Raw genomic sequence first — 26,245 nt, forward strand, 5'->3', positions numbered from 1 at the left:
TCCACTCTTGTGCCAAGGGATTCCGCCGGTCGTGCGAACGACTGCTAGCGGCGAGGGGAACACGGTCATGCAGGAACTTCAGCCCGGACAAAATCGCCCGATCGGTAACGGTCGGGTTAACGTCGGCGTTGTTGGCGAACCGTGCGAGGATTTTGCCGCCAGCACGCAGGCGGGTGCGCTGCTGTTGGCCGCCGACGGCCGGATTCTCGACCCCGACGACCTGGTGAGTGCCGAGCAGCCGCAATCTCGCGATGGATCGGTGAGGTTCGCCGAGTCGCCCGGCGAGTTCCGAGTGGATCTGGATGTCGTGCCGGCGGCGGCGGCCCGCATCGCTATCGTGTTGACGGTCCGGCCTGGACTGGGGCCGGGGACGACTTTCGGGGTGTTTGCCTCGATTCGCAGTTGGTTGGCGGATGCGGCGGGCCAGCCGCTGCTGGTTTTTCCGCTGCCGCTGGCCAGTCGTGGCGAAACCGCCATGATTCTGGCGGAACTGTACCGCCATCAAGGGCAATGGAAATTCCGGGCTGTAGGGCAGGGATTCGCGGCGGGGCTACCGGCGCTGGCGGCGCATTTTGGCCTGCGCTTGCCGGAACCCGCGCCGAATGAAACTCCCTCCGGTGGGATGGGACAACGGCGCAAGCCAGCGCGGCCGGAGGGGCTCGCCGCGTTCAGCGGCACTGGATTTTGCGTGCATCCAGAAGGCTACGTACTGACCAATCATCACGTCATTGAGGGTGCGAGCGAAATCCTGGCCCGCTCGCCGCGCCAGCGCTGCCGGTTGGAGCCGGTGTTTGCCGACCCGACCAACGATCTAGCGTTGTTGCGTTCCGATACCCCCCTGTCCGGCATGGCGGTGTTTCGCGAGGGCTCGTCGGCCCGCTTGGGCGAGACGGTAATCGTGGTCGGCTATCCGCTGGGCGGCCTGCTCGGGTCGGGGCCGCAGGTGACCACCGGCAACGTCAGCTCCCTGATCGGTCCCGGTGACGATACCCGCGCTCTGCAATTCACCGCGCCGACCCAGGCCGGCAATAGCGGTGGACCGCTGCTGGATGGCGATGGCGCGGTGGTGGGTGTGGTCAGTTCGAAGCTGAACGTGGTCCGGGTACACGAAATGACCGGCGACATTCCACAGAACGTCAATTTCGCTATCAAGTCGGCGCTGGCTCGCGAGTTTCTGGAGGCAGTCGGGGTGGACCACCAGTGCCGCGCGCCGCGTCCCGTTCGCTCTGTCGCCGAGATCGCTGCCGAGGCCCGCGATTTCGTACTTAAGATCGAGTGCCGGGAGTAAGTTCGGACCCAAGTTTCTACACTCTGGGTAGATTGACTGGAATAGCATTGGGTTTATTTACATGTGTGACAATAGAACAGACATTATCTGGAACTAAGGAATGGATGTTTTGGAAACCAATAACAATCTTATTTTTTTATTTAATAAATATTTCGAAGTTATTTCGGCGGATACACAGGAACATCTGCAGAAATGTTGGCGGCTACGATACCAAGTCTATTGCTTAGAATCGAAGGTCTCTGGATTTTATCCAGACTGTTATCCAGAGGGTCTGGAGCGTGATCTGTATGACGAGCGTTCTGTGCATAGTCTGCTCATCCATAAGCCCAGTGGTAAGATCGCTGGTACAGTGAGGATAATACTGCCAATACCGGGAAACTCTGGCGCGCTGTTTCCAGTCGAGGAATTCGCTGGTCATTCGTTTTACACGGATGATGTATCCTTGAGAAATCTGCCTCGATCGCAGCTTGGTGAAATTTCGCGACTGATTATCGCCCCAGAGTTTCGGGTACGAAAAGGAGAATCGTTAAGTGCACAAGGATTAACGAAGAATACTGATTGTTCCACAGAATATGGCAATCAGTGTGAAAGCTATTTACCATTGAAAGAGCAGAATTCCAGTAAGAATGAACAACGTCGGAGTTTTCCTCATACAATTCTGGGTTTATTTGTGGCAATCGTGCGAATGAGTGCCGAGAATAATTTAACTTATTGGTATGCGGGAATGGAGCCGCTTTGTGCGAGGTTGCTTCAAGCTTTTGGTATTCGTTTTACACAAATTAGTCCTATTGTTGATTATTATGGCTCCTGTCAAAGTTATCTAGGGAATATTTCAGATGTCTTGAGAGGAATTTATCGGACAAATCCAGAAATATGGGTTTTATTGACTAATGATGGCGTATTTTTTTTCGCATTCTGAGTGACTTTGATTATACCTATGCTGGTTTTATAAGATAAATAAATACATGCTTGTCTGATTTCTTGCTGTTTTTCTGTGGTTAATTTAAAAAAAGTAAGTATTCAAAATACTTAGGGGGAATTATCAACCGCGCTTTACGGCCATTATTAGGGATTCTCGCTATTTTTTCTTGCTAGTGAGGCAGTGTTTACAGAGGAGTTACCAATTGTTGTCGTTCATTCGGCAACTCACCCTAAGGCTTTTTTTTTTCGCAAAGTGCACTCAGGGCTATTTTTGGAATGCGCCTAAGAAAAATGGGAGGATGGCTCACCGATCAGAGTTTTTGTAATGCCCGATGAGCATCCTTTGCATATTTCATTTTCAAAGAATGTCCTTCGTGTTTTTTCCTTATCAATTACGTGCCGCATGGAATCGTTTAGTATTTTCAGGTACGGGAGAAGAGCCAATTATAGTAAAATCCGAACAAAAAAATGCGCGCGATTGTAGGCTCAACGCCTGGCGCTATAGGTTATTTGAGTAGGTCGATGATCGATGAATCTGTTAAACCTATTTCTAGTGATTAATTGGGGTTCGACAAAAATTTCCTTATATTGAGTATGGGAAGACTTTATTCAATACAGCGTGGAAGATGAATAAAAATATTATTAATCTCTCAATTTTGTCGCGGCTTCGGTGCGATATGCTTTGTTATGATCTCTGTGATATCCGGTTGGGTCATGGCCGGGTTGTTTTACATCGCCATTTTTTTTAATAGTATCTGAGCGAGTGTTAGCTATTGAGTTGAGTGAGGATGTTCAAGTGCATGGATTTTTAACCCAGGGATACTTTCTAACATCAGATAATAATATTTTTGGAACGAGTGACTCGGAAGGGAGTTTTGACTTTACTGAAGCTGGATTAAATGCTTCCTGGGCACCTAATACTGATTTGCGACTAGCAGGGCAGGTGTTGTTTCGACGTGCTGGAGTCGGGCACCAGAATGATGTGGAATTGGATTTTGGTGTGGTCGATTATACTGCTTTTTCAACAAATGATTATCGTATTGGGGTAAGTTTTGGGCGCTTTAAAATCCCGTTTGGTTTATACAACGATACCCGCGATGTGATTTTTACCCGACCGACAATATTGTTACCTCAATCTATCTATCAGGAACGTACTCGAGATTTGGCTATATCTGCGGATGGCGGGATTTTTTTATGGTGAGTATCGAAATGATTGGGGAGATATGTTCTTAGAGCTTGGGGCAGGAATACCAAGGGGTGCCAGTTTAGATTCTGAAGTCGCTATCCTTGGGTTTGATTATCCGGGAAACACTACTTCAAAGATGTCATACATTGGTCGGCTAAGCTATGATATTGATGGTGGAAAGTATCGTATGGCCATCAGCTCTGCGTATGTGGATACTCGCTACAATCCAAAATTTCTTCCACCTGACGATCTACCGGCACTAAAAGATATCTTTACTCCTGTGATTTTTTTCAGTGCAATATAATAGGGAAAAAACTGAGTATTACAGCAGAATATGCGATTCGTGGAATTCAAGAGACTGTTAATGATGGAGCATCGAATTTAGATATTTCTGGTGAAAGCTATTACTTACAAGCACTATATAGGCTTAATCAGAATTGGCAAGCTGTTGTGCGCTATGATGTCCTTTATAATAATCGTGATGACAAAGATGGGTGGAAATACCAATCTTTAACTGGAAGGCCAAATTACACACAATTTGCTAAGGATTGGACATTTGGAGTCCGCTATTATTTAGATCCATCTTTTTTTGATTGCTGCTGAGTATCATTATGTCAATGGCGTTGCTTGGTTACCACTTCAAGATAATCCTGACCCTGGTAATTGGGAGCAACGATGGCATATGTTTTCCATGGCAGTTGGTTATCAATTTTAAATATAGATTCTGAAGGTTAATGATTTATTTTAATGTTTATGGTTAAATATATCGTTTTTTACTGCACCAGATTGGCATAAGTTTTCGCTGAGACAAGATGCGGTTTTTTTGGATCACTCCGACTATCCAAGGTATAGTAGAAAATGATCCCGCCGACACGCCATGGCTTTTTTTTTGAGTCTCAAATGGAAAGCTTTACTACTAAGCAGTGTAGCCCTTGTCGTGGTGACTGGCGCATTGGTAACCATCAACTATATTGAATTACGCAACCAATTCGAACAACGCCGTGCAGAATCGCAGAACCAGTATGCCCGTCAGGTTCAAGGATTGCTGGAGCAGTCGAGTAAACAACTACGGCAATGGAGTACGATAATCGCTTCCTTGCTCAGAACTCATGTTGACTCTATTGATCCAAATCAGAAGCAGATGATAGCTACATTTGAGCATCTGGCAGCGGTTCTGGAGTTGGATTTAGGGATGGAAAGCATCGCGCTTGTCTCTTCGAGCAATCACTTTCTGGCAATGCATGGCCTGGAACCAGGATCCAGCACATGGACAACCCTCGCCCAAGTGAGTAGGCAAGTCGCAACCACAGAGAGCCCAGCTAGCCTGCTTGATTGCTCCGAGACTTGTCTACAATATGCTATTGTACCCATCTTGGGTGTCGGTGGTACGTTGGTATTGGGATTGTCACTGGCGGATATCGTGCTCGATTTTCAGCAAGTTTCCGGTACCGATCTCGGCTTGCTTGTCGAACAGACTAGAAAAACCTCTAAGAACGGCGATGATGAACGCTGGCTCCAGCAATGGGGCGTCAAGATAGCAGCGCTTAGCAATATGCGTACTAACATCGAAATTTTGCGTATTGCGACTCGAGAAAATACGCTGTCCGACAGCGCTAAACAATCGGTTTATATCAACATAAATAATCGTGAATTCGAAGTTCGACTGTTTCCATTGGTTGGTTTTGGTGAGTGGACAGATGCATATTTGGTGATAGTTGCCGATGTTAGCGATGCGATGGTGAAAATCCGATCTGCACTCCAGCGTAACATTACTTTGGGAACAATTGGGCTGATTCTTTCAGAACTCTTACTATTGGCAATACTATGGGCACCCATGTCCCGATTGCGCCGCGCGGCCGCCAATTTGCCTTGGCTTGCCGACGGTGCCTTCTCCAAGGTTCGCGAAGCGATCACGGCAACAAGACAGACACAGTTCTTTAGAGATGAGGTGAGTGTTTTAAACGATACGGCGATTGCTCTTTCACTTCAACTCGAAGTATTGAACGATGAAGCGGTGGAGAGAACACGGGATCTTTCCAAACGAATGACCGAGATTACACAGCAGCGCAACTTTGTGAACCATATCCTGGAGACAGCCCAGACTATCATTTTGACTCAGGATCGGTTCAATAATATTCTGAGGATTAATCCTTATGGTTTAATGATTACTGGTTATAGTCTTGCGGAGTTGAAGGAGCGGCCATTTATTACTCTTCTTTCATATAAGGAGAGTGCCGATAATATTCAGGAAAAATTATCTGAGTTGGTATCTGGCATGCGAGAGCATGTCGAAATGGAGTGCGATCTGTATTGCCATGATCGAAGTATTCGTAATGTAATTTGGTATCATTCTCGCCTCAAAAACCAAATAGATGACGATCCAATAATTTTATCAGTGGGAATGGATATCACCGCTAGGAAAAATGCTGAATTGCGGCTGGCTTGGCTGGCAGATCACGATCCGCTGACCGGTCTTTACAACCGACGCCGCTTTGAGCATGAGCTCAAGGAGGCGATTGCGACGGCCAAGCGCTATCGGCATAGTGGAGCATTGCTGTTTCTAGATGTGGATCAATTCAAGTATATCAACGATACCAGCGGCCATGGCGCGGGAGACCGTCTACTCCAGCGGCTCGGCGAGCTATTTCCTAGCATCCTGCGTGAAGTTGATGTAATCGGCCGCTTGGGAGGCGATGAATTCGCGGTGATCCTCACCCAGGCCACGAGCGAAGAAGCGGTGCAAGTGACTAGAAAAAATTCTTGCTAGCATCAGTGAAATAGAATTTCAAGTCGAGGATCAAATACACAAATTATCGGCCAGTATCGGTATCGCGCTATTTCCGGAGCATGGCAACAATATCGAAGAGTTGCTGGCCCAAGCAGATCTCGCCATGTATCGAGTCAAGGATAGTGGGCGCGGCGGATGGCATCTCCTATCGGGTGATGATCAGAGCCAGCGACTCATGCGTACTCGCGTGCTTTGGAAGCAACGGGTAGAGCACGCACTCGTCAACGATTGCTTTCTGCTGTACGCCCAGCCGATCTTAGGGGTTCACGACCGGACAGTCTCTCATTACGAAATACTCTTAAGAATGCAGGGTGACGATGGAGAGATAATATTGCCAGGCCAATTTATCGAAGTCGCGGAAAAGTCAGGACTTATTCACTCCATTGATCGTATGGTGATGTCGAAGGCAATCCATTATCAATTCTTTGCGGAAAAACAGGGATTGCGAGTCATCTTTACCATAAATCTATCTGCTCATGCATTTAACAACCCTGATCTACTGAGCTATCTCAAACAGCTCTTGCAGGAAACCGGGCTTGCTCCTCAGCGAATCATATTCGAAATGACCGAAACGGCTGCAATTTCAGATTTGGTGGCGGCTCGTCGATTTATGGAGGCCATCAACGAGATCGGTTGCCGTTTTGCGCTGGACGATTTTGGAACAGGATTCGCTTCGTTCCAATATTTAAAGGAATTGCCATTTGACCTGATCAAAATTGATGGTTCGTTCATCCGAAAACTTAGCTCGCGTACAGATGATCAGATCCTGGTTAAGGCCATGGCGGAAATAGCCCATGCCTTCGGTAAGAAGACGGTTGCCGAATATGTGGAGGACCAGGAAACACTTGCTTTGCTCGATAAATATAAAATTGACTATGCCCAAGGATATCATATTGGGCGGCCTGTTCCAGTAACGAGTATACTGGAAGAAAATTTGCCACATTGATACTCTGTAAATGTATGGAGTGCAGTTGTGCAAACCCGCATTTGTTCAGATGATTAGGAGGAAGCAAAATGGCTCATGAAGGTTATCACGAACCGATTTCGGAACTTTCCGATGACACACGGGACATGCATCGCGCGATCATTTCGCTCATGGAAGAACTGGAAGCGGTGGATTGGTACAACCAGAGAGTGGATGTTTGCCGAGATGAGGATCTGAAAGCGATCCTCGTTCATAATCGGGACGAGGAAAAGGAACATGCTGCCATGGTGCTGGAATGGATTCGTAGGAAAGACCCGACGTTTGACAAGGAGCTCAAGGATTACCTGTTCACGGAGAAGCGAATCGCTCACGGATAGCCGTTGATGGATGGGCGATCGTTTTCGGTCGCCGCATCCAAGCTCGGTGGCCTTTCCGTTTTGCAAGGCACCCTGACGTAGTCGCGAGTTCGGGCACCCGCTTGCCAGGCTCGCAAAGGGATCGGTCAGCTATCCCGCATCCTATGTTTTCCGGCGCGTTCGTTGTGGCGTGGTAGACCTCGTGCCGAGGGCGTTGGGGGATGGTTTTCCAGACCGGGAATGCTATCTTAGAGCCGCTAAAGAGGGGGTAGCGGCAGGCGGCGCCGTTGCGGCGCCGTGACCCTCGATACCCGCCTCGCCACGTTTCCGAAGCTTTATCAGCGATTCACGTAGACCATCCTTGAGAATTACACCCATGAACGATACCGCTCTACTTTCCCAAGCCGAAACCCATGCTCGGCCACCGGTTTCTTCCGCTCCGCGCTGGGACGTCGAATCGGTTTTGGCTCTGTTCGAACTGCCTTTCGCCGATTTGCTGTTTTTGGCCCAGGAAGCATTGCGCAAGCATTTCGATCCCAACGCGGTGCAGCGTTCCAGCCTGCTGTCGATCAAGACCGGCAACTGTTCCGAGGATTGCGGTTATTGCTCGCAGTCCAAACGCTACCAGACCGGGCTGGAGACGCAGCGTCTGTTGTCCACCGAAGAAGTGCTGGCGGCGGCCAAGGCAGCCAAGGAACAGGGTGCCGGTCGTTTCTGCATGGGCGCGGCTTGGCGCGGTCCCAAGGAGAAGGACTTGCCGGCGGTCATGGAGATGGTCCGCGCCGTCAAGGCGCTCGGCTTGGAAACCTGCGTAACCCTGGGCATTCTCAAGGACGGTCAGGCGGAACAGTTGAAGGAAGCCGGGCTGGACTATTACAACCATAATCTCGATACCGCCCCGGAGTTTTACGGGGATGTCGTCACCACGCACACTTATCAGGATCGCCTGGACACCTTGCGGAACGTGCGCGAGGCCGGTCTGAAGGTCTGTAGCGGCGGCATCGTCGGCATGGGCGAATCGCGCCGGCATCGCGCCGGTTTGATCGCCAAGCTGGCCAATCTTGATCCGCCGCCGGAATCGGTACCAATCAACAACCTGGTGCCGATTCCCGGCACGCCGCTGGCCAACAGCGATCCGATCGATATTTTCGAGTTTGCCCGCACCATTGCCGCCGCTCGCATCACCATGCCGCGCAGCTACGTGCGCCTGTCGGCCGGACGGGAACAGATGAGTGAATCCGAACAGGCGTTGTGCTTTCTGGCCGGGGCCAACTCGATGTTCTACGGTGACCACCTGCTGACCACCAGCAATCCGCAAACGCCTCTGGATAACACGCTGTTTGACAAGCTCGGATTGCACGGCATCTGAACGACGACCGCCCATGACCAACGCCGACTGGTTGAATCGCAGCCTGAAAGCGGTTTGGCACCCTTGCACCCAGATGAAGTATCACGACTCCGGGGAGCTGCCGCTGATACCGGTGGCCAGCGGCGCAGGCGCGTGGCTGTACGACTTCGAAGGCCGGCGCTATCTGGATGCCATCGGTTCGTGGTGGGTGAACCTGTTCGGCCATGCCAGCCCGCGTATCAACGCCGCCGTGAAGGATCAACTTGACCGGCTCGAACATGTGATTCTGGCCGGATTCACCCACGCGCCGGTGGTGGAACTGTCGGAGCGGCTGTCCACTCTGACCGGCGGCGAGCTGGGCCATTGTTTCTACGCCTCGGACGGTTCGGCGGCGGTGGAAATCGCCCTGAAAATGTCGCATCATTATTGGCGCAATCACGGTCAGCCCGGCAAGCAGGAATTCCTCTGTCTGGCCGGCAGCTACCATGGCGAGACGCTGGGCGCGCTGGGAGTCAGCGATATCGGTTTGTACAAGGAAGCCTATGGAGCGCTGATGCATCATGCCATCGCGGTCCCTTCTCCCGATGCCCGTCAGGCCGAGGTTGGAGAGACAGCCGCCGATGTTGCCCGCCGCGCCGCGGCCGGACTGGAAGCGATGCTGGCGGCTCGGCATGAATCAGTCGCCGCGTTGATCGTCGAGCCGCTGGTGCAGGGCGCCGGCGGGATGGTGATGTACGACCCGGAGTATCTGCGCCGGGCTCGTGCCTTGTGCGACCGGTACCGGGTCCATCTGATCGCCGACGAAATTATGGTCGGGTTCGGTCGCACTGGCACCCTGTTCGCCCACGAACAGGCCGGCATCCGCCCCGATCTGCTCTGTCTGTCCAAGGGCATTACCGGCGGTTACCTGCCGTTGTCGGTGGTGCTGAGCACCGATGACTTGTACGGCGCCTTCTACGACGACAGCTACACTCGTGCTTTCCTGCATTCCCACTCTTACACCGGCAATACCCTGGCCTGCCGAGCGGCGTTGGCGACCCTGGACATTTTCGCCGAGGACGAGGTATTGGCGCGTAACCGGCGCTTTGCCGAACGGTTCACCGATCTGCTGGTGCCGCTGGCGCGGCATCCACGGGCGCGGCATTTTCGCCGACGCGGCATGATCTGGGCCGTCGATATCGACAGCGCCGATCCCGATTTTCGGTTGCGTTTCTTTCGCGAGGCGCTACAACGCGAACTGCTGCTGCGTCCGCTGGGGACCACGCTGTATTTCATGCCGCCCTACATCCTCGACGACGACGAAGCGGTCTTGCTGGCCGAACGCGCGGTGGCGGCTCTGGACGCCGCGCTGGCATGATCTGGGACGAACTGGACAGCGGCCTTGCCCAACTGAAGGCGGATGGCCTGTTGCGCCGCCGCCGTACCCTGGAGGCGCCTTGTGGTCCGGAAGCATTGGTCGATGGCCGGCGGCTGATCGCGTTTTGCAGCAACGATTACCTCGGTTTGGCCAGCCATCCGGCCCTGGTCGCGGCGGCGCGGGCGGCGGCCGAACGCTGGGGAGTGGGTAGCGGCGCCTCGCATGTGGTGAGTGGTCACCTGCGGCCCCATCAGGCATTGGAGGAACGGTTGGCGGCCTTCGTGGGCCGCGAGCGGGCGCTGTATTTCGGTACCGGGTACATGGCCAATCTGGCGATCGTACCGGCGCTGGTGGGGCGCGACGACGCCGTGTTCGCCGACAAGCTGAATCACGCCTCGCTGATCGACGCCGCCTTGCTGGCGCGCGCCGAGCACCTGCGTTATCCGCATGGCGACATGGAGGCGCTTGCCCAGCGCCTGGAACGGAGCTCAGCCCGGCGCAAACTGATCCTCACCGACGCAGTGTTCAGCATGGATGGCGATCTGGCGCCGTTGCCGGAGCTGTTCGAACTGGCTGAACGTTTCGATGCCTGGCTGGTGGTCGACGATGCGCACGGCTTCGGAGTACTCGGCCCCGCTGGTCGAGGCAGCCTCGCCCATTTCGGGTTGCCACCCTCGCCACGCTTGATCCTGATGGGGACGCTCGGCAAGGCGGCCGGTGGGTCCGGCGCGTTCGTGGCCGGCGACCGGCGGGTGATCGAATGGCTGGCGCAGCGGGCGCGTCCGTACATTTTCACCACCGCTGCCAGTCCGATCATGGCCGCCGTGCTGCTGGCCAGTCTGGATCTGATCGCCGCGGGCGACGACCGACGTACCCATTTACAAGAGCTGATCGCCCGCTTGCGAGTCGGGTTCGCCGACTTGCCGTGGCGTTTGTTGCCGTCCCGGACGGCGATCCAGCCGCTGCTGGTCGGCGACAACGAAGCCGCCGTGCGGTTGTCCGAACGTTTGTTCGAGCGTGGCCTGTGGGTGCCGGCCATCCGGCCGCCCACCGTGCCGGTCGGAACCGCCCGCTTGCGGGTTTCCCTCTCCGCCGCGCACGATGCCAGTCAGCTTGACGCCCTCATCACGACTCTACATGACTGTGCCGATTGCCCTAACTAGCCCGCCCGTCGCGCTGCCGGCCAAGCAGCGCATCCGACAAGCCTTCGACCGGGCGGCGGCGACCTACGATGCCGCCGCCGATGTCCAGCGGGAGGTATGCGACCGGTTGGCGATCTGTTTCCAGCAGGCCGGCATCGATCTCGATCCTGAAGCCATTCTGGACGCGGGCTGCGGCACCGGTTACGGCGCATTCTGGCTGCGGCAACGTTGGCCGCGCGCCCAGTTGGCGTTGATCGATTTCGCGCCCGGCATGCTGGTAACCGCTCGTGCCCATGGTACCGGCGCGGCGCTGGTCTGCGCCGATATCGAGGCCCTGCCGCTGATTGGCGGCGGTTTCGATTTGTACTGGTCCAGTTTGGCTTGGCAGTGGAACGATCCCGGCTGGTGTCTGGCCGAGGCCAGGCGGGTGCTGAAAGCCGGCGGCGCGCTGGCGGTCGCCACCTTGGGAACCGATAACTTCCCCGAATTGCGCCATGCGTTCGCCGCGATCGATGAATACAGTCATGTGCTGACCATGGCGCCGCCCGAGCGTCTGCTGGCCGATTGCGCGGCTGGCGGCTGGAAGGTGCTGATTTGGCAACGGCAGCCGGTGTGCCGACATTATCCCGATTTGCGGACCCTGCTGCGGGCGGTCAAGGCGGTTGGAGCGCGCGAGGTCGAGCAGCGCCGCCCCACACCCTTGAGTCGTGGTGCCTGGCAGGCCATCGCCGCGCGCTACGAACGGTTGCGGGAAGCCGCTGGCCTACCGCTGACCTACGATGCGGTATGGTTGATCGCCACGAGAACGGGTTGAACGATGGTCATGAAGCAGGCGTTTTTCGTAACCGGCACCGATACCGAGGTCGGCAAGACTCATGTGACCTGTGCCCTGTTGCACGCCACGCGCCGGCAAGGTCGGACCACGGTCGGCATGAAACCGATCGCGGCGGGCGTTGGGGATGACGGACATAATGAAGACGTCACGCGCCTGCTGGCGGCTGGTTCCATCACGCCGCCGCGCGATTGGATCAACCCCTTTCTGTACGATCCGTTCATCGCCCCGCATATCGCGGCCCGCATGGCGGGTCGGCCGATCGAGATGCCGGTGATTCAGCAAGCGTTCGAGCGCTTGCAAGCCCTAGCGGACGTGGTGTGGGTGGAAGGCGTGGGCGGGTTTCGGGTACCGCTGGACGAAGGCCGCGATACGGCCGATTTGGCGCGCATGCTGGCCTTGCCGGTGGTGCTGGTGGTCGGTATGCGGCTGGGTTGCATCAATCACGCGCTGCTCACCGCCGAAGCGATCGCCCGGCGGGAGTTGACGTTGGCGGGGTGGGTCGCCAATCGCATCGATCCGGCCATGAACTGCTTCGAGGCGAATCTCGACACGCTTCGCGCCCGGCTGAACGCACCGTTGTTGGGGGTGGTTCCGTACGGCGACAGTTCCGAGCAGGCTGCATCGATGCTGGGTTTATCGGTTTTGCCGGGTTTCGCTGTCGCGCCATCGACCGTCTGAAGCGGGATATGCGACACCCTCGCGCTCGATACGGAGACGAGCGGTGCGGGCGGAAGGATGCGAAAAAAAGCCCGGGATAACCGGGCTTTCTTAGGAATCTGGACAGCCGAACGAAAAATCTAGTCTTGGTCCAGGGGCTTGATGTTGGTTGCTTGTTTGCCTTTTGGCCCCATGGTGACGTCGAAGGAAACTTTCTGATTTTCCTTGAGCGTCTTGAAGCCGCGCGCCTGAATCGCGGAAAAGTGCGCAAACACGTCGTCGCCGCCGTTATCGGGCGTAATGAAACCGAACCCCTTGGATTCGTTAAACCATTTGACGGTACCAGTGACCATATTGATGCATTTCCTGAGAACTAAGGGTATTGGAACAATCGGGCGGAAACCCGAACAAGCCGCACGAATTCAAGACGGGGAAAATGACGGACTGAATAACCGACGGTCGTTGCAGCGACGAGCAAATTCACCACTTAAAAATCATACGCACCAAAACTATAGGCGAAGCCCATCGGTAGGGCAAGTTGATTTTCGTGCAGGGCATTTTTGCTTTTATTCCTACTTTTATTCTTGTTCTCATCATAGCTCCTTGGCCATCACCAGTGCGTCTTCCCGCCCGCCGGCGGCGGGGTAATAGCCCGGCCGCAAGCCGATTTCGCAAAAGCCGGCGGAGCTGTAAAGCCGTAAGGCGGCGGTGTTGGTGGGGCGGACTTCCAGGAATACGCTCTGCACCTCAGCGGTGCGCGCCAGTTCGAGCAGGTGTTCCAGCATGCGCCGCGACAGCCCACGTCCCCGCAGTTCCGGGCGCACGCAAAGGTTAAGGATGTGGGCTTCGCCAGCCGCCGCCGACATCACGCCGTAGGTTTGGATGAAGCCGTGCGGGGTTTCCAATACCTGGCAGTGGTAACCGACCCGGATACAGTCGCGGAAGATGCTTTCGGTCCAGGAGAATTCATAAGCGCGTTTCTCGATCAAGAGCACTTCCCGGAGATCGGCGTAGAGCATTTGTCGAAACTGGCTGGCTCGGGATTCCCGTAAGGCTTTCATGACTCGGCGAGCTTCCGAGCCGACTCGCCCGCGACGGTGGTCATGGCGCGTCGCGCCAGCCGCAGGTCGTCCCAGACCTTGCGCTTCTCGCGCGGCGAGCGCAGCAGGTAGGCGGGATGGTAGGTTACCACCAGCGGAATTTGCGCCGGACCGAAACGGTGAACCCGGCCGCGCAGCTTACCGATCTGGGTGTCGGTATCCAACAGATTCTGGGCGGCAATGCGACCTACAGCGAGGATAATACGCGGTCGGATCAACTCGATCTGTCGTTCCAGGAACGGCCGGCAGAGGTTGGCCTCGGTGGGTGCCGGGTCGCGGTTTTCCGGCGGGCGGCATTTCAGAATATTGGCGATATAGACCTGCTCGCGTTTCAGGCCGATCGCCAGCAGCATCGGGTTGAGCAGCTTGCCGGCCCGGCCGACGAACGGCTCGCCGAGCCGGTCCTCGTCGCGCCGGGGGCCTCGCCGATCACCAGCCAGTCGGCCTTGTGGTCGCCGACCCCGAACACGGCTTGGGTGCGGGTGGCGCACAGGCCGCAGGCGGTGCATTGCCGGGCTTCCGTTGCGAGTTCTTCCCAATCCATCCGGGCGATGCGCGCTTCACGGCTGGGCGCGGGTGGTGTGAAGACCTGATCGGCGGCGGTTTCGAATACCGGTTCCCAATCGTCCGTCATGGGTGGAATCCAGTCGTCAGGGGGTAAAGATTCGAAGTCCTCCACGTCCCTCATGCTGGTCGGCTGGGGTCCATCCCAAGGGTTCTCTTCCTCGGCAAAGGAGGGGTGCGCGGCGGCGGGATTGGGCGAGAGGGTGGACGCCTCCAAGCCTTCCGCCACGGGTGGAAGCGAGGAATCCGCTGCTTGCGGATGCCCGGCCAATGGCCGGCGCGGCAGCCACAAGGAAATGCCCAGCGCGGCTAGGTACTCGCGTTTGCGGTCGCCGGTCACGGGGTTTGCTCACAGCAGTTGCGGATGCGCCCGCTCGGCGGGTTGCAACACCTTGTTGAGCGCGTTCACATAAGCCTTGGCCGAGGCGATCACGATGTCGGTATCGGCGCCCTGGCCGTTGACGATCCGGCCGCTCTTGGAGACTCGCACCGTCACCTCGCCCTGGGAATCGGTGCCGCTGGTGATGTTGTTGACCGAGTACAGCAACAGGTCGGTGCCGGTCTGCAAGATGCTTTCGATTGCCTTGAACGAGGCATCCACCGGACCGCCGCCATCCGCAGTCGCTTTGCGTTCCTCGCCGTCCACCGACAGGGTGACCTGGGCGCTCGGCGTTTCGCCGGTTTCCGAGCAGACCCGCAGGTAAAGCAGCTTGACCCGCTCGTTTTCCGCCGTCAGATAAGCGTCAGTGACCAGTGCCTGCAAGTCTTCGTCGTACACCTCATGCTTTTTGTCGGCCAGTTCCTTGAAGCGGGCGAAGGCATCGTTCAACTCCTCTTCGGTTGCGAAACTGGCGCCCAATTCCTCCAGTCGCGTGCGGAAGGCATTGCGGCCCGAGTGCTTGCCCATGACCATGCGGTTGGCGCTCCAGCCCACATCCTCGGCGCGCATGATCTCGTAGGTTTCGCGGTGTTTGAGCACGCCGTCCTGATGAATGCCGGATTCGTGGGCGAAGGCGTTGGCGCCGACGATGGCTTTGTTCGGTTGCACCGGAAAGCCGGTGATGTTGGCCACCAGCCGCGAGGCCGGCACGATCTGGGTGGTGTCGATGCCGGTTTCCAGTTGAAATACGTCGTGGCGGGTGCGCACCGTCATCACGATCTCTTCCAGCGAAGCGTTGCCGGCTCGTTCGCCCAGGCCGTTGATGGTGCATTCCACTTGGCGCGCGCCGGCCAGTACCGCCGCCAATGAGTTGGCCACCGCCAGCCCCAGGTCGTTGTGGCAATGGATCGAGAAGATGGCCTTGTCGGCATTCGGTACCCGCTCGATCAGACTGCGGATGGTGTGGGCGAACTGGTCGGGAACGTTGTAGCCGACTGTGTCGGGGATGTTGATGGTGCGGGCGCCGGCATTGATCACCGCCTCGACGATCCGGCACAGAAAGTCGAGTTCCGAACGACCGGCGTCCTCGGCCGAGAATTCCACGTCGTCGGTCCAGCGTCGGGCGCGGCGTACCGCCTCGACCGCTCGTTCTATCACCTGGTCCGGTTCCATGCGCAGTTTCATCTGCATGTGGATTGGCGAGGTGGCGATGAAGGTGTGGACACGGCCCGCCGCCGCCTCTTTCAACGCCTCGCCGGCCCGGTCGATGTCGACGTCGGCGGCGCGCGCCAGGCCGCAGACCACGCTGTCCTTGACCGCTCGCGCCACCGCCCGCACCGCTTCGAAATCGCCAGGGCTGGCGATCGGAAAACCGGCTTCGATCACGTCGACTCGCATCCGCTCCAGCATCTTGGCGATGCGGACTTTCTCTTCCTTGGTCATGGACGCGCCGGGGCTTTGCTCGCCGTCGCGCAGGGTGGTGTCGAAGATAATCAGTTTGTTCATGCGGGTGTTCTCCAGTGAGGTTCGATCGCCGCGCCGGTGGCTGGCGGAGCCGGCGGACCATGGCGGTTGATTATGGCGATTTTGCGAGGTTTGTCAGCCGAATGTTGGGTGGTGCCGGGCTGACGCCCAGCTCGGCGCGCGCCGTCTGGCATTAGGGCGTCGGGGTGCTTTTCGCCGGACGGCCGGTGATAGCCTGTTACAATGATAAGCTCTAGTCATGGAGTCAGGAGATTGTATGTCTCAATCGCTTTGGCCTGGTAAACCCTATCCGCTTGGCGCGGATTGGAATGGTGAAGGCACCAATTTCGCGCTGTTTTCGGAAAACGCCACCAAGGTTGAGCTATGCCTGTTCGATGAGCAAGATCACGAAACCCGACTGGAGCTTAAGGAGGTCGATAAGTTCATCTGGCACGGTTACGCGCCGGAAATCGGACCGGGGCAACGTTATGGTTTTCGGGTGCATGGACCGTTCGCGCCACAGGAAGGGCATCGTTTCAATCCCAACAAGCTGCTGATCGATCCCTACGCCAAGGCGCTCGATGGCGATGTCCAGCCTGGTGAAGCCATTTTCGGCTATCCGTGGGATCAGCCCGAGGACGATCTGGCCTTTTCCGAAAGCGACAGTGCGCCGCTGATGCCGAAGGCCGTGGTGGTCGACCCGCATTTCGATTGGGAAGGTGACGAACTGCTGCGCACGCCTTGGCATGAAACCGTCATTTACGAATTGCACGTTCGGGGTTTCACCCGTCTGCACCCGGACATTCCGCCAGAGCTGCGCGGCACCTATGCCGGCCTGGCGCATCCCGCCACTCTCGCCCATCTGCATTCATTGGATGTGACCGCCGTCGAGCTAATGCCGATTCACCATTATCTGGCGCATCCCGGCCATCTGAACAGCAAAGGTTTGAGCAACTACTGGGGTTACGATTCGCTGAATTACTTTGCGCCGTATTTCGGCTACAGCGCCAGTGGCGGCAACGGTGAACAAGTGCGCGAATTCAAGGGCATGGTCAAGCTGCTGCACCAGGCTGGCATCGAGGTGATCCTGGACGTGGTCTACAACCACACCGGCGAAGGCAGCCAGATGGGGCCGACTCTGAGTCTGCGCGGGGTGGACAATGCCGCTTATTACCGGCTGGTTGAAGACAATCCCCGCTACTACATGGATTTCACCGGTTGCGGCAATTCGCTCAACGTCCGTCACCCGCAAGTGCTCAAGCTGATCATGGACAGTCTGCGCTACTGGGTGCTGGAGATGCACGTCGACGGCTTTCGTTTCGATCTGGCCTCGGCGCTGGCGCGGGAGCTGTACGCCGTCGACCGGCTGGCCGCCTTTTTCGACATCATCCACCAGGACCCGGTGCTGTCGAATGTGAAACTGATTGCCGAGCCTTGGGACGTGGGCGACGGCGGTTATCAGGTGGGCGGTTTTCCACTGCTGTGGTCGGAATGGAATGGTCGCTATCGGGACACGGTGCGTGATTTCTGGCACGGCGAATCAAGCCGGCTGGCCGACTTTGCCTTTCGTTTCACCGGCAGTTCCGATCTGTATCAGTCCAATGGCCGTAATCCCAGCGCCAGCATCAATTTCATCACCGCGCACGACGGCTTCACCCTACGCGACCTGGTCAGTTACAACGAAAAGCACAACGACGCCAATGGCGAAGACAACCGCGACGGCGAATCGCATAACCGTTCTTGGAACTGTGGCGCTGAAGGCGAGACGAATGATTGGACCGTGTTGAATCTGCGCCAGCGCCAGCAGCGCAATTTTCTGGCGACGCTGTTCCTGTCGCAGGGCGTTCCCATGCTGCTGGCCGGCGACGAAATGGGCCGTGCCCAGCATGGGAACAATAATGCCTATTGTCAGGATAACGAGATCTCCTGGCTGAACTGGGATCTGCCGGAGGAAAACGCGGCGCTGCTGGAATTCGTGCGCGAGTTGATGGCGTTCCGCTACGAACATCCGGTGTTGCGTCGGCGCAAATGGTTCCAGGGGCAGTCGATCCATGGTTCCGGCGTGCACGACATCCTCTGGTTCAACCCCGATGGCGGCGAGATGACCGAGGAGCAATGGCATGACGGCTTGGCCAAGGCCATTGGGATTTTTCTGAACGGCGAGGAAATCGCCACCCCCAACCAGCGCGGCGAGCGGATCATCGACGATAGCTTTATTCTGCTGTTCAATGCCGATCACGAGCCGGTGGAATTCAGTCTGCCCGAGGATCTGCGTGACTGGGCATGGCGGACGGTGATGGATACTGCCCAACCCCGCTTTTTGCAACGCGGCCGTGGTTATGGGGCCGAAGCGCCGGAAGTGCCGGTGGCTGGCCGGGCGTTGGTAGTCTTGCAGCGGCCATCCAGCGCCAATAACCAATAGTCGTAACCGTAGCCGTAGGGTACGCAATACGTATCCTGCCCAGCTTCCAGTCTTATGTCTTGCCGATAAACCGGCAACTCAATCCACTGACCACGACCCGCCAAGGAGGCATCGTTCCCATGAATCCCATTAAACTGGGTGCTGATTATCGCGGCGACCGCCAATGTGTTTTTACTTTATGGGCACCCTTGTTGAAACAAGCAGCGGTTCACTTGGTTGCACCCGAGGATCGGCTGGTTCCCATGACCCGCGACGAGCGCGGTTACTGGCACGCCACCGTCACCGACATCGATCCCGGCGCGCTGTACTTCTACCGGTGGGACGGGGAAACCGACCGTCCCGATCCCGTTTCCCACAGCCAGCCGCAAGGCGTGCATGGTCCATCGCGAGTCGTGGACCACGCTTTCGCCTGGACCGACGCCGGTTGGCGACCGACACCGCTGCCGCAATGGGTGATGTACGAACTGCATGTCGGAACCTTCACTCCCGAAGGGACTTTCGACGCGATCATCCCGCGCTTGCCCGAATTGCGGGAACTGGGGGTCAATGCCCTGGAACTGCTGCCGGTTGCCCAATTTCCCGGTGATCGCAACTGGGGTTACGACGGCGTCTATCCCTGGGCGGCGCAGCATTCCTACGGCGGGGTCGAGGGCCTGAAGCGGCTGGTCGATGCCTGCCACCGCGAAGGTTTGGCGGTGATCATGGACGTGGTTTACAACCACCTTGGCCCCGAGGGGAATTATCTGTGGGGGCTGGGAACCTATTTCACCAATCACTACCGCACCCCTTGGGGCGATGCCGTCAACTACGACGGCCCGCACAGCCCCGGCGTCCGCGAGTACGTGGTTGGTAACGCCCGTTACTGGTTCGAAACCTGCCATTGCGACGCGCTGCGGCTGGATGCGATTCACGCCATCTACGATTTCGGTGCCCGCCACATCCTGTCGGAACTGGCCGAAGCCGCCGCTGACTGCGGACAACGCCAAGGCCGGCCTTTTTATCTCATCGCCGAGAGCGATCTCAACGACCCTCGTATCGTGCGCCCGCCCACCACCGGCGGTTACGGGCTGGACGGGCAATGGAGCGACGATTTTCATCACGCGCTGCACACCATCCTTACCGGTGAACGCCACGGCTACTACGAGGACTTCGGCGCCCTGGAACAGTTGGCCCAAGTCTATCGCCGACCCTTTGTTTACGCTTGGGACTACTCTCCACACCGCCAGCGCTTCCATGGCGACGATCCTGACGATTGCCCGGCTTGGCGCTTCGTGGTGTGCAGTCAGAATCATGATCAAGTCGGCAATCGGGCGCTAGGTGAACGGCTATCGGGCCTACTGCCGTTTCCGGCGCTGAAACTGGCGGCAGCAGCGGTGCTGCTGTCGCCCTACCTGCCGATGCTGTTCATGGGCGAGGAATACGGCGAGCCGCGCCCGTTCCTGTATTTCATCAGCCATGGCGACCCGGCATTGATCGAAGGGGTGCGAGAGGGTCGAAAACAGGAGTTTGCCGCCTTCCACGTCGAGGGCGAGGCGCCCGATCCGCAGTCCGAAGTGACGTTCGAGGATTCCAAGCTGCAATGGAATCTGGGCAAAATCGGCCGACACGGTCAATTACGCGCCTTCTATCGCGAATTACTGCGGTTGCGGCGGGAATTGCCGGCGCTGGCTCGCTTGGACAACGCCAGCCTGACCGCGACCGTGGTTGCTCCGACCGTGCTGGAGTTGCGGCGTTGGTGCGATGACAACCGCGTCGTCGTCTGGATGAATTTCGCCGCCGAACCGGCGACCGTGACCGTCGCGCCGGGCGCTGGCCCCTGGAATAGGCAACTTGATGCGGCTGATCCAGCCTGGGGTGGCGACGGTTCGACCTTGCCGGCGCAACTGGTCGATGGCATGGCGCCGAACCCGCTCGTCCTTCCGCCTTACGCTGTGGCGGTCTACGCCGCCGGTGTTTCCGCTTGAACGTTCAACGACGAGGACCCAATTCCATGATGCGCATTCCCGTCGCGACTTATCGCCTGCAATTCACGCCCGATTTCGGCTTCGACGCCGCAACCGCCATCGCCCCCTATCTGGCCGAACTGGGGGTATCCGATATCTACGCCTCGCCGATCCTCACGCCGCGTCAAGGGAGCCAACACGGTTACGACGTGGTGGACGCGCACGCCATCAATCCCGAATTGGGCGGCATGGAGCGGTTCGAGCTGCTGAGTCAGGTACTGAAGGAACAGGGTATCGGCTGGGTGCAGGATATCGTGCCCAACCACATGGCCTTCGACAGCCAGAATCGGGTGTTGGTGGATGTGTTGGAAAATGGTCCGGACTCGCTCTATCACGAGTTCTTCGATATCAACTGGAACCATCTGTACGAAGGAATCCGCGGTCGGGTGTTGGCGCCCTTTCTCGGCAAGTTCTACGGCGACTGCCTGGAAAGCGGTGAATTGCAGTTGCGTTACAGCAAGCAGGGACTGGCCGTTCACTACTACGATTTCCGTTTCCCGATCCGCATCGAGTCCTATTATCGATTGCTGACCTACGATCTGGGGCGGTTGCGCGCCCGTCTCGATCGCGCTCATCCGCACTTCGTCAAGTTCCTGGGGGTGCTTTACCTGCTCAAGTACATCCCATCCGGCGAGGAAGGGCAGGAGCGCTATGACCAGATTTCCTTCATCAAGCAGATGTTGTGGGAGCTGTGGAACGGTAGCCCCGAAGTACGCGAGTTCATTGAGGAGAATATCCGCATTTTCAATGGCGAAGTGGGAAAACCCGAAAGCTTCGACCTGATGGACAGCTTGCTCGACGAGCAATTCTTCCGGTTATCCTACTGGAAGGTTGGTAACGAGGAACTGAATTATCGGCGGTTTTTCACCATCAACGACCTGATCTCGCTGCGGATCGAGGACGCCAAGGTCTTTGACTTCACGCACGAGTTGATCCTGAAGTTGGTGGCCGAGGAGAAGATCAGCGGTCTGCGGATCGACCATATCGACGGTCTCTACGATCCGGCGCAGTATCTGCATCGCCTGCGCGAGCGGGTACCCTATGTTTATCTGGTCGTGGAAAAAATTCTGGAACATGGCGAGGAATTGCCGGTGAACTGGCCGTGCCAAGGTACCAGCGGCTATGATTTTCTCGGCATGGTCAATAGCCTGTTTTGCCAGCCGGACGCCGAGGCGGAATTCACCCGGATTTATCACTCGTTCATCGGTAACACCACGTCCTGCGAGATGCTGATCGACGGCAGCAAGCGCATGATCGTGGACAAGCATCTGGCCGGCGATATCGATAACCTGGCCCATCTGCTCAAGCGCATTTCCGAGCGTTACCGGTATGCCAGCGATTTCACCCTATACGGACTCCAGGTGGCGCTGATCGAAATTCTGGTGCTGTTTCCGGTCTATCGCACCTACATCGGTCGGACCGGCTCCAGCCGGGCGGATCAGGAACATATCCGGCAGGTTATCGCCCAGGCTAGGCTCAATATCCCCAACTTCCGCAATGAGCTGAATTTCATCGAACGGTTCCTGCGTCTGGAATTCGACGAGCACATGGCGGCCGAGGACAAGGACCAGTGGCTGCATTTCATCATGCGCTTGCAGCAGTTCACCGGACCGCTGATGGCCAAGGGCGTCGAGGATACGGTGTTCTATGTGTATAACCGGCTTCTGTCGCTCAATGAAGTCGGCGCGGGGCCGTTGCAGTTCGGCATCGATCTCGATGAGTTTCACGCCTTCAACCAGCAGCGGGTCGCTTCCTGGCCGCATGCGATGAACGCCAGCGCCACCCATGACACCAAGCGGGGCGAAGATGTCCGCGCCCGATTGAACGTGCTGTCGGAGATGCCGGAGGAGTGGGAACGGCAGTTGCTGGAATGGCACGAGATTAACCAGTCGCGCAAGGTACAGATCGGCGCCCGGATGGCCCCCGAGAACGATGACGAGTACCTGCTCTATCAAACTTTGCTGGGCGCCTATCCCTTCGATCTGGCGGACTATCCAGGGTTCATCGAGCGGGTCAAGGATTATTTGATCAAAGCCACCCGTGAAGCCAAGGTTCACACCAACTGGCTGGAGCCCGACGGTCCATACGAGGAAGCCTTGCTGACTTTCGCCGAGCGCGTGATGCAATCGGGCATGGACAACCTTTTTCTGCAAGCGTTCTTGCCGTTCCAGCGACGGATTCAACACTATGGCATCCTCAACTCGCTCAGCCAGACCCTGCTCAAGCTGACCACGCCCGGCCTGCCCGATTTTTACCAAGGCACCGAATTATGGGATTTGAGCCTGGTCGATCCAGACAACCGGCGGCCAGTGGATTTTGAGCGGCGCGGCGCGCTGCTCAAGGCGTTGCAGAACTATGGTGGGGGGGAACATTCCACACCTGATCACGGAACTGCTGGCCATGCCGGAGGATGGGCGGATTAAGTTGTTTCTGATCCATCGAGCCCTGCAGGCGCGGCGAGCCGAATCGGAGTTGTTCCAGCACGGTGCTTACCAGAAATTGACGGTGATCGGCAGCCTCAAATCGCATGTGGTGGCATTCGCCCGGGATCTGGGCGAGCGGCGGGCGTTGGTGGTGGTGCCGCGCTTCCCGAGTAGCTTGGTCAAGGATGGCGAGTACCCGCTGGGCGAGGCGGTCTGGCATGAAACTCGGGTATTGCCACCGACCGGCTCACGCCTGCGCTGGCACAATGTCCTAACCGGACAAACCGTGCAGGGCGAGGAGGCGTTGTGGTTGCGGGAAGTGTTCCAGCATTTCCCGGTGGCGCTGCTGATCAACGAGTCGGTACAGAACTGACGAGGGTTGTACGTACCGCCTCGCCCACGCGCCTACTTGGGTTCTGGGGGTTCCCCTAGGCCTTGGGCGCGGCGGCGGGCGCGCTGCCGCAGCCGCGCCAGGAACAGCATCGGTCCCGATAGTCCGTACAGCAGGAAGCCGAAGAATAGGACCTTGGGCGGGTCGATGGAGGTGAGCACGAAGACCAGTACCACGATCAAGACCGCCATGAAGGGCACCGGTCCGCGCAAGTCGACCTGTTTGAAACTGAAGTACAGGATATTGCTGAACATCAGCGCGCCGGCACCGATGGTGACGGCCAGTGCTGGCCACAGCATTTGCATGCCGGTCAGGCCGAGATCGGTGCAGAACCAGACCAACCCAGTCACGATGGCCGCCGCCGACGGGCTGGGTAGGCCGATGAAGTAGCGTTTGTCGGTGCTACCCAGTTGCACGTTGAAGCGGGCCAGCCGCAGCGCCGCCATCACCATGTAAAAAAACGCTGCCAGCCAACCAAGCTTGGACAAGAACGGTCCCATTTCGGCCATGGTTCCCAGCGCCCATTCATACATGATCAAGGCCGGCGCCAGCCCGAAGGACACCAGATCGGCCATGCTGTCGTATTGAGCGCCGAACTCGCTTTCGGTGTGGGTCAGCCGGGCGACCCGGCCATCCAGTCCATCCAGCACCATGGCGATGAAAACCGCGATGGCGGCAGGTTCGAAGTGACCCCGCAAGGCAGCGATGATGGAGTAGAAGCCGCAGAACAGCGCGGCGGTGGTGAAGAGGTTGGGTAGCAGGTAAACGCCACGCGGGCGGCGAGTTTCATGGGTTTCTTCGCTGGTCATCGGGTTGAGTGGACGCTTTGGGTCGTTATTGTTCTGAGCCGTTTAGGGTTGCAGTTTGCTGCGCTTGTCCCGGATGTAAACGGTGCCCTGAGATCGCCTGTCGATCTCGAACAAAGTGATGGCCGATACCAAGTCAACCAGCTTTTTGTAGCCATAGTTTCGAGAGTCGAACTCAGGAACCTGTTTGGCGATGTGATGGCCCACCGCGCCAAGATGAGCCCAGCCACTGTCGTCGGAAGCCGCTTCCAGGGCATTTCGAAAGAGGTTCACGAGTTTGGTGTCTCCCTTAAGTTTTTTGGTTTCTTGCTTGTGGATGGCGGTATCTGGATTTTCCTCGGTAAGCAGGACCTTGGTGAAAATGAATTTATCGCAGGCGGATACAAAAGCTTTTGGTGTTTTCTCCTCACCGAAGCCGTACACCAGCAGACCTTCTTCCCGGATGCGCGATGCCAAGCGCGTAAAGTCGCTATCGCTGGAGACCAGGCAGAAGCCATCGAAGCGGCGGGTGTAGAGCAAATCCATCGCGTCGATGATCATGGCGCTATCGGTCGCGTTTTTGCCGACCGTGTAGCGGAATTGCTGGATGGGCTGGATGGAGTGATCCAGCAGAACCGATTTCCATCCCGCCAGGTTCGGCGTGGTCCAGTCACCGTAAATGCGCTTGACGCTGGGGATACCATATTTGACGATTTCCCGGACGAGCCCTTCGATGATCGCTGGCTGGGCATTGTCCGCGTCGATCAGAACCGCAAGCCGCCGCTGGACTGGAAGGTCAACGTTCATTTTCAAGAAGCGGCCTGATGCGAGTCCAGGAAGCGGAGCACGAATGGAAAATAACGGACATCGTGCCCCGCTGACTAGCCGGTTACCCCGTCAATTCTTACTGGTATCCACCAGCCGGTTGGCTTTGATCCACGGCATCATGCCGCGTAACTTGTCGCCGACCTGCTCGACCGGATGTTCGCGGCTGATCCGGCGCTTGGCCTTGAGTACCGGCGCGCCGGCCTGATTTTCCAGGATGAATTCCCGGGCGAACTGGCCAGTCTGGATTTCGTTCAGGATCTTGCGCATCTCGGCTTTGGTCTGCTCGGTGACGATGCGCGGTCCGCGCGTGAAATCACCGTACTCGGCGGTGTTGGAGATCGAGTAGCGCATGTTGGCGATGCCGCCCTCGTAGATCAGATCCACGATCAGCTTCACCTCGTGCAGGCACTCGAAATAGGCCATCTCCGGCGCGTAGCCCGCTTCCACCAGCGTTTCGAAGCCGGCTTGGATCAGCGCGGTCAGGCCGCCACACAGCACCACCTGCTCGCCGAACAGATCGGTCTCGCATTCCTCGCGGAAGCTGGTTTCGATCACGCCGGCTCGCCCGCCGCCATTGGCCGACGCATAGGACAAGGCGATTTCCTTGGCTTGATCGGAGGCATCCTGCGCCACCGCGATCAGGGAAGGTACGCCGCCACCCTGGGTATAGGTGGAGCGCACCAGATGGCCTGGACCCTTGGGCGCGATCATGATTACGTCCAGATCGGCGCGCGGCACGATCTGACCGAAGTGGATGTTGAATCCATGGGCAAAAGCCAGCGCCGCGCCCTTCTTGAGCTTCGCTTCGATCTGCCGGTAAATCTGGCCTTGATGCTCGTCGGGGGCGAGGATCATCACCACGTCCGCCGCCGCCGCCGCGTCCTCGACCGGTTTGACCGTCAGGCCGGCGGTTTCGGCCTTGACCGCCGAAGCGGAGCCCGGTCGTAGGCCGACGATCACCTCGACGCCGGAATCGCGCAGATTGAGCGCGTGGGCGTGGCCTTGGGAGCCGTAGCCGATAATGGCGACGGTTTTACCCTTGATCAGCGACAGGTCGGCGTCTTTGTCGTAATAGATATTCAT

General features: G+C 57.3%; 22 protein-coding genes and 1 pseudogene. 15 read left to right on the forward strand and 8 right to left on the reverse strand.

Going from position 1 to position 26,245, the window contains the following annotated elements:
* The first annotated feature begins 67 nt into the window (after positions 1-67).
* From E4P82_RS02385 to bioD, 12 genes are all read left to right on the forward strand, one after another.
* Positions 68-1,288, forward strand: a complete 1,221-nt coding sequence (locus E4P82_RS02385; RefSeq protein ID WP_169247398.1) for a trypsin-like peptidase domain-containing protein — start codon at positions 68-70, stop codon at positions 1,286-1,288.
* A 100-nt stretch (positions 1,289-1,388) separates the two neighbouring features.
* On the forward strand, positions 1,389-2,207 hold the full coding sequence (locus tag E4P82_RS02390; RefSeq protein WP_169247399.1) for a PEP-CTERM/exosortase system-associated acyltransferase: 819 nt from the start codon (positions 1,389-1,391) through the stop codon (positions 2,205-2,207).
* Between the two features lie 798 nt (positions 2,208-3,005).
* Complete coding sequence (locus tag E4P82_RS02395) at positions 3,006-3,410, forward strand: hypothetical protein (protein WP_169247400.1); 405 nt, start codon at positions 3,006-3,008, stop codon at positions 3,408-3,410.
* 22 nt (positions 3,411-3,432) lie between these two features.
* Positions 3,433-3,699, forward strand: coding sequence for a hypothetical protein (locus tag E4P82_RS02400; RefSeq protein ID WP_211202997.1), 267 nt, complete (start codon positions 3,433-3,435; stop codon positions 3,697-3,699).
* Positions 3,700-4,272: 573 nt separating this feature from the next.
* Positions 4,273-6,162, forward strand: a complete 1,890-nt coding sequence (locus tag E4P82_RS02405) for a diguanylate cyclase domain-containing protein (RefSeq protein WP_169247402.1) — start codon at positions 4,273-4,275, stop codon at positions 6,160-6,162.
* 10 nt (positions 6,163-6,172) lie between these two features.
* A complete protein-coding gene (locus tag E4P82_RS02410) occupies positions 6,173-7,129 on the forward strand; it encodes a putative bifunctional diguanylate cyclase/phosphodiesterase (protein WP_312913951.1) in 957 nt (318 codons plus the stop codon).
* A 68-nt stretch (positions 7,130-7,197) separates the two neighbouring features.
* The gene (locus tag E4P82_RS02415; protein ID WP_169247404.1) at positions 7,198-7,485 is read left to right on the forward strand and encodes an encapsulin-associated ferritin-like protein; all 288 of its coding nucleotides are present in this window, start codon (positions 7,198-7,200) and stop codon (positions 7,483-7,485) included.
* 355 nt (positions 7,486-7,840) lie between these two features.
* Entirely contained in the window at positions 7,841-8,833 is a 993-nt protein-coding gene (bioB, locus tag E4P82_RS02420) for a biotin synthase BioB (RefSeq protein ID WP_169247405.1), read from the forward strand.
* 13 nt (positions 8,834-8,846) lie between these two features.
* Positions 8,847-10,169 carry an adenosylmethionine--8-amino-7-oxononanoate transaminase gene (locus tag E4P82_RS02425; protein WP_169247406.1) on the forward strand — a complete coding sequence of 441 codons (1,323 nt, stop codon included), beginning with the start codon at positions 8,847-8,849 and terminating at the stop codon, positions 10,167-10,169.
* Positions 10,166-11,332, forward strand: coding sequence for an 8-amino-7-oxononanoate synthase (gene bioF, locus E4P82_RS02430; RefSeq protein WP_169247407.1), 1,167 nt, complete (start codon positions 10,166-10,168; stop codon positions 11,330-11,332). Before E4P82_RS02425 ends, bioF begins: the two co-directional genes overlap by 4 nt.
* Complete coding sequence (gene bioC / locus E4P82_RS02435) at positions 11,307-12,125, forward strand: malonyl-ACP O-methyltransferase BioC (protein ID WP_169247408.1); 819 nt, start codon at positions 11,307-11,309, stop codon at positions 12,123-12,125. The genes bioF and bioC overlap by 26 nt, the downstream gene beginning before the upstream one ends.
* A gap of 3 nt (positions 12,126-12,128) precedes the next feature.
* Positions 12,129-12,824, forward strand: coding sequence for a dethiobiotin synthase (gene bioD / locus E4P82_RS02440; protein WP_169247409.1), 696 nt, complete (start codon positions 12,129-12,131; stop codon positions 12,822-12,824).
* Positions 12,825-12,943: 119 nt separating this feature from the next.
* On the opposite strand, the gene E4P82_RS02445 is transcribed toward bioD, so the two are convergent.
* The 5 genes from E4P82_RS02445 to E4P82_RS02460 form a co-directional block, all read right to left on the reverse strand.
* Positions 12,944-13,156, reverse strand: a complete 213-nt coding sequence (locus E4P82_RS02445; RefSeq protein WP_169247410.1) for a cold-shock protein — start codon at positions 13,154-13,156, stop codon at positions 12,944-12,946.
* 240 nt (positions 13,157-13,396) lie between these two features.
* Positions 13,397-13,864, reverse strand: a complete 468-nt coding sequence (rimI, locus tag E4P82_RS02450; protein ID WP_211202998.1) for a ribosomal protein S18-alanine N-acetyltransferase — start codon at positions 13,862-13,864, stop codon at positions 13,397-13,399.
* A complete protein-coding gene (locus E4P82_RS02455) occupies positions 13,861-14,343 on the reverse strand; it encodes a uracil-DNA glycosylase (protein WP_420887056.1) in 483 nt (160 codons plus the stop codon). The genes rimI and E4P82_RS02455 overlap by 4 nt, the downstream gene beginning before the upstream one ends.
* Positions 14,235-14,807, reverse strand: a complete 573-nt coding sequence (locus E4P82_RS23485; protein ID WP_420887057.1) for a hypothetical protein — start codon at positions 14,805-14,807, stop codon at positions 14,235-14,237. The genes E4P82_RS02455 and E4P82_RS23485 overlap by 109 nt, the downstream gene beginning before the upstream one ends.
* 9 nt (positions 14,808-14,816) lie before the next feature.
* Positions 14,817-16,352 (reverse strand): 2-isopropylmalate synthase, encoded by a 1,536-nt coding sequence (locus E4P82_RS02460; RefSeq protein WP_169247411.1) that lies wholly within the window; start codon positions 16,350-16,352, stop codon positions 14,817-14,819.
* Between the two features lie 235 nt (positions 16,353-16,587).
* Here E4P82_RS02460 and glgX point away from each other — a divergent pair, with 235 nt between their 5' ends.
* From glgX to treY, 3 genes and pseudogenes are all read left to right on the forward strand, one after another.
* Positions 16,588-18,732: a glycogen debranching protein GlgX gene (gene glgX / locus E4P82_RS02465; RefSeq protein ID WP_169247412.1), complete on the forward strand. Its 2,145-nt coding sequence runs from the start codon at positions 16,588-16,590 to the stop codon at positions 18,730-18,732.
* Between the two features lie 128 nt (positions 18,733-18,860).
* Positions 18,861-20,696, forward strand: coding sequence for a malto-oligosyltrehalose trehalohydrolase (treZ, locus tag E4P82_RS02470; protein ID WP_169247431.1), 1,836 nt, complete (start codon positions 18,861-18,863; stop codon positions 20,694-20,696).
* A 29-nt stretch (positions 20,697-20,725) separates the two neighbouring features.
* Positions 20,726-23,531 (forward strand): annotated as a pseudogene (gene treY, locus E4P82_RS02475) (malto-oligosyltrehalose synthase).
* Positions 23,532-23,563: 32 nt separating this feature from the next.
* Here treY and pssA read toward each other — a convergent pair.
* The 3 genes from pssA to ilvC all read right to left on the reverse strand — a co-directional run bounded on the left by pssA (position 23,564) and on the right by ilvC (position 26,245).
* Positions 23,564-24,358, reverse strand: a complete 795-nt coding sequence (pssA, locus tag E4P82_RS02480) for a CDP-diacylglycerol--serine O-phosphatidyltransferase (RefSeq protein WP_169247413.1) — start codon at positions 24,356-24,358, stop codon at positions 23,564-23,566.
* A gap of 42 nt (positions 24,359-24,400) precedes the next feature.
* Entirely contained in the window at positions 24,401-25,141 is a 741-nt protein-coding gene (locus E4P82_RS02485; RefSeq protein ID WP_169247414.1) for an NYN domain-containing protein, read from the reverse strand.
* A gap of 90 nt (positions 25,142-25,231) precedes the next feature.
* On the reverse strand, positions 25,232-26,245 hold the full coding sequence (gene ilvC, locus E4P82_RS02490; RefSeq protein ID WP_169247415.1) for a ketol-acid reductoisomerase: 1,014 nt from the start codon (positions 26,243-26,245) through the stop codon (positions 25,232-25,234).

This window comes from Candidatus Competibacter phosphatis (genome assembly GCF_012939995.1).
GTDB classification, from domain to species: Bacteria; Pseudomonadota; Gammaproteobacteria; order Competibacterales; family Competibacteraceae; genus Competibacter; species Competibacter phosphatis.